The sequence below is a fragment of the Roseburia yibonii genome (assembly GCF_014297335.1).
Lineage (GTDB): Bacteria > Bacillota > Clostridia > Lachnospirales > Lachnospiraceae > Roseburia_D > Roseburia_D yibonii.
Window position 1 is genome coordinate 1 of the sequence record NZ_JACOQH010000019.1, and the last position, 3,930, is coordinate 3,930.

Annotated in this window: 10 protein-coding genes and 1 other RNA gene; 4 read left to right on the top strand and 7 right to left on the bottom strand. The window is 38.7% G+C overall.

Translation table 11 applies throughout. The features are described 5' to 3' along the window. The first annotated feature begins 70 nt into the window (after window positions 1–70). Window positions 71–265, top strand: coding sequence for a hypothetical protein (locus H8Z76_RS13375; RefSeq protein WP_186982830.1), 195 nt, complete (start codon window positions 71–73; stop codon window positions 263–265). Between the two features lie 358 nt (window positions 266–623). Here H8Z76_RS13375 and H8Z76_RS13380 read toward each other — a convergent pair whose 3' ends face one another. After that, entirely contained in the window at window positions 624–932 is a 309-nt protein-coding gene (locus H8Z76_RS13380; protein ID WP_186982831.1) for a hypothetical protein, read from the bottom strand. Next, window positions 919–1,149: a helix-turn-helix domain-containing protein gene (locus H8Z76_RS13385; protein WP_186982832.1), complete on the bottom strand. Its 231-nt coding sequence runs from the start codon at window positions 1,147–1,149 to the stop codon at window positions 919–921. Before H8Z76_RS13385 ends, H8Z76_RS13380 begins: the two co-directional genes overlap by 14 nt. Window positions 1,150–1,343: 194 nt before the next feature. On the opposite strand from H8Z76_RS13385, the gene H8Z76_RS13390 reads away from it, so the two are divergent. From H8Z76_RS13390 to H8Z76_RS13400, 3 genes are all read left to right on the top strand, one after another. Further along, window positions 1,344–1,640 (top strand): hypothetical protein, encoded by a 297-nt coding sequence (locus H8Z76_RS13390; protein ID WP_186982833.1) that lies wholly within the window; start codon window positions 1,344–1,346, stop codon window positions 1,638–1,640. A gap of 61 nt (window positions 1,641–1,701) precedes the next feature. Continuing rightward, window positions 1,702–2,076 carry a hypothetical protein gene (locus H8Z76_RS13395; RefSeq protein WP_186982834.1) on the top strand — a complete coding sequence of 125 codons (375 nt, stop codon included), beginning with the start codon at window positions 1,702–1,704 and terminating at the stop codon, window positions 2,074–2,076. Between the two features lie 8 nt (window positions 2,077–2,084). Then, entirely contained in the window at window positions 2,085–2,357 is a 273-nt protein-coding gene (locus H8Z76_RS13400) for a hypothetical protein (RefSeq protein ID WP_186982835.1), read from the top strand. Window positions 2,358–2,645: 288 nt separating this feature from the next. On the opposite strand, the gene H8Z76_RS13405 is transcribed toward H8Z76_RS13400, so the two are convergent. The 5 genes from H8Z76_RS13405 to H8Z76_RS13425 form a co-directional block, all read right to left on the bottom strand. Continuing rightward, on the bottom strand, window positions 2,646–2,906 hold the full coding sequence (locus tag H8Z76_RS13405; RefSeq protein WP_176922300.1) for a hypothetical protein: 261 nt from the start codon (window positions 2,904–2,906) through the stop codon (window positions 2,646–2,648). Window positions 2,907–2,926: 20 nt separating this feature from the next. Next, window positions 2,927–3,154, bottom strand: a complete 228-nt coding sequence (locus H8Z76_RS13410) for a hypothetical protein (protein ID WP_176922299.1) — start codon at window positions 3,152–3,154, stop codon at window positions 2,927–2,929. Between the two features lie 51 nt (window positions 3,155–3,205). Then, window positions 3,206–3,361 carry a hypothetical protein gene (locus tag H8Z76_RS13415; RefSeq protein WP_176922298.1) on the bottom strand — a complete coding sequence of 52 codons (156 nt, stop codon included), beginning with the start codon at window positions 3,359–3,361 and terminating at the stop codon, window positions 3,206–3,208. A gap of 23 nt (window positions 3,362–3,384) precedes the next feature. Then, window positions 3,385–3,453: hammerhead ribozyme type II (locus H8Z76_RS13420), an RNA gene on the bottom strand. Continuing rightward, window positions 3,452–3,787, bottom strand: a complete 336-nt coding sequence (locus H8Z76_RS13425) for a hypothetical protein (protein ID WP_176922297.1) — start codon at window positions 3,785–3,787, stop codon at window positions 3,452–3,454. Before H8Z76_RS13425 ends, H8Z76_RS13420 begins: the two co-directional genes overlap by 2 nt. Window positions 3,788–3,930 lie beyond the last annotated feature (143 nt).

The following is a 3,930-nucleotide window of genomic DNA, read 5'->3' on the forward strand; positions in this document are numbered from 1 at the left end:
TTAGATCTGCAGCTTATGCAGCGCCGCCGATCTGGGTCGAGGAAATACTGCCAGAAGGAATTTCTGAGACATGAAACAAATTCAAAAAAGAAAAGAATCAGCAGGGAACACGCTCCGCGTGGTCTCTTTCGCCCCTTTGGAAAAAGCGGCGGGGCGACGCCAAACCCGTAAACCATTTTTGCTCGCCGCAAGGGCAAAAGGAAGAAATTACCATTTCTCCCTTCGGGCAAGAGCTTATTGGAACAAAGAAAATGTCAATTCTTAAATTCTCCCTCATGATCAAAACCAGATCATTCAGTCCGATTTACATTGACATAAAAAAAAGACCTCCTGCAAATGCAAGAGATCTTTCCAAACATATAATCATGAAAAATTTATGCTTATATTATACATCGATAACCAGTTTCTGTCAAATGTTCCCTTAATCTTTATATATCATATCTCCCTTTCGCTGTCTGTGGCAATTTTTGCCATTCCTCATCCGATCATATTCTGCCCGTTATATGGAAGAGTACATATTTTTTACAGCATTCAACACTACGCGTCACCTTTTTGTCACTCGGAGAGCACTTAAACTGCTCTCCGCATATAATGCAATTTCTAAGCATTTCCTCTTTCTCTAGTTATTTTTTCTGTTTCTGTTCCATTTTTCCAAGTTCAAATTGCAAATACAGTTCTTGTGGCAATGGCTTATTCATAAGTTCTCCGATTTCTTCTGGTGTTATCATATCCATAAGCTGAGCCATCTTATCGTCAAGATCCTTTGATATTTTCCCAGACGTCACTCTTGGCCAGAGCATTAAAAGACATTTCAGCGGAAAAACGCTTGATGTCTGTTCATATGGATCATGTTTTGCCCCATTCATAGTTTCAAGTGTTCCCTGATATACCTCACCCAATAACTTTACCATTTCGTTGTTATACATTGTCATTTTTTTCCTCCTTTTTATACTCCATAAGATCACCAGGCTGGCAATCCAAAAGATTACACAATTTGCAAATAACGTCACATGTAACATTTCCGTTTTGTGTCAATTTTGCTACGGTATTGGAATATATTCCATGATTCCGTAGCCACTGCTTATTTAACCCTTTTTTCTCCAGAATGTCCCACAAACCGGAGAACTCTATTTTTCCCTCACTAGCCATGCATTGCACCTCACTCTCTATATACAATGATAATAGATGTACTTTCTGTTGTCAACGTCTATTTTCGTATACTTTTTGTACAAATTACGCTCTTTCATATCGTCTATTTTCGTATACTATGTCAATAGACTTTTCGTCTATTTTCGTATACAATATAATCATCAAAGGAACACAGATAATAAGGAGGATACGAAATGAAAACTTTAGAAATTTACAAAAACTATGGAGTATTAGGATCTGAAAAAAGAAATGTATTTACTTTTGGTGCTGAACACGCAACCGCTACTTGCAGTGATAAAACAACAGTCGCTATCCCTGATGGATGGAATGTTTTTGAAACAGCCAGTGGTCGGACTGCGGTAACCGCGCCGTGGGGATGGGACTATGATATTGATGATGTACTGCAGGGAAATAAAAAACCGTATTTTTGCGCAATGGATCACAACATGAATGAACGCAGAGCAGAACTTGAAGAAATTACGCAGAACTAAAATTATATCATATTGCTAATTATAAACAATCAATGTAAAATAAAAAAGCGGAGGTATTATTATGATTTGGAGCGGAAGATCGACAGACGGAATTTGGAAACGTAGCTTTGAGGCAGATACATTCTTAGAGTTATTTAATCTTCTTATGAGTAAAGAGATCATTAATGATTACGATTATGATGTTTATGATCGAGCTGTTTTGGAGAAATATGGCAAAACAGAGGACGATGAAGAATTCAAGGATGATGATGGCGAACTTGATTACAGCAAAGTTCAGGCATTTGTAGACAAGCGTCAATTAACAGATGAGGAGTTATGGCTCCTCATCGCAAACAGAGACGGGAAAGCCTATTATCAGACCTTTGAGCGGGATACCGAAGATGGTCGAGTTGAAATCGGACAAAACGATTTTGAAAATGGACACTATAAATACTAGGAGGAAATATGGCTTTTATAAATTCACATGGTAAGAAAATCAGTTTCGATTGTTCGGAATTAATTGAAGAATTAAAGGAAGATATCGCAGAATTTGGTGGAGATAAGATTGTAGCCGTGTGGTGTAAAAATAATGAAGGTGTTACACTTTATACCAATTATGATTTCATTGAAAGGGAAGAACCAATAAATGCAAGTGAATTGCACTGCGGCGAGTACATTCAGAAAATGACAATGACAGCACTGTTAATACTACTCGAAAAACAGAATGAAATATTCTGATTCAAAAATACAAAGTGGAACTGCCAACCGCTAATTGGCAGTTTCACTTTTTTTCCTGGTTCACCCGTCAGGGGAACCGGGTTCCCTTCATCTTTTTTTCCTGGTTCACCCGTCAGGGGAACCGGGTTCCCTTCATCTTTTTTTCCTGGTTCACCCGTCAGGGGAACCGGGTTCCCTTCATCTTTTTTTCCTGGTTCACCCGTCAGCTTTTTTTATAATGCTGCGCCCATGCGCAGCATTATAAAAAAAGAAGGTGGTAAAAGCTCCACCCTCTTTCGTGCTATGTTTTTATACTCCTAAAATTTGTAATAGTTCTGTTCTTTTCGTTTGTATCATCCTTTTAGCTGTCAAAAAATCAATGTTCCCCCTTGTCATACATTCAATATACTTAGCAGCTTCTACATATGCCTTAAATTCGTTTTTATATGCAGAATCAAAAGCCGCTTCATATCCTGCGTTTTCTGGCTCTCTTTCATAATCTGCTTCCGCATGATTTGCGATTTCTTCCATTTGTTCTAATTTCTGCAATTTATCGAGTAATATTTTCATAGTTAATCATCCTTTCATTACTAATCCACACAATATAATTGACTTGACTTTCTAAAAGTCTTAATGATTCCGCCCGGCGTTCCGTCTTTTTTGGTTCTCCAGTGTGCCGGAAAACTGGAAAAATCAGAGCACAGTCGGACTGTTATTGTTTTCTCTGTCTGTTTCACAATTTCTACCACATCAAACAAAAAGCCATCTGCCTCTGCTAACTGTGTACCTACCTTGATATCACTTGCTTTGATAATCATAAAAACTTCCTCCGTTTCTTTTTGCGCCAGACCGCCAGCGGGCGGTTTCGACTAAATTAAGTTATCTAAAATCATTTCTATTGCGTATTCGTGCGAGCACATTTCAGTGCCATCCCAGCGGTTAGCATCTATCATTTTGTTAGCTTCTGTCACGGCTTCGCTTTCGGAATATCCGCAGCTTTTTAACCATTCAACTATCTTTTCCATGTTCAAAACCTCGCTTTCTTCGTTGTGGTCTGCCATCATCAGAGCCGGGAGACCATCCCGCGGCTGACGCTCCAAGGGGGAGCGTTTCGACTAAAAATCAATGTCTGTATCGATGTTTAATATATAACGGTATTTATTTTCCTTGTCACATCCAAGTGCCAGATCATCAAGATGAAATATTGCATGTTCTCCGTATTTCTCACGCAGATCCTGAAATTGGTTGTAAACCGTTTCAAATTCTTCCAGATCGTCAACGTGGATGATATAACGCTTATGCTCCGGATTTCGTATAATATAATTGTCTTTTGCCTGTACCAGAGATGAAAACAATGCTTCAACTTCAACTTTACTTTTCCGGTCGTCCTGTGTCTTTCGGTCGATCATGTAAACAACTGCCCATTTCATAAACTTTGTATAATCCTTCATCTTTTTTCCTCACTTTCAATTTTTCGCGAAACCCAAAAGACTTGTTCTGGCAGGGATTCTGGTCGGGAGCTTTTTTACTTAATGATCAGCGCAGCTTTCCCTGTCGATCTTTTGACTTGTTCTGTATAGGTATTTCTGTATCG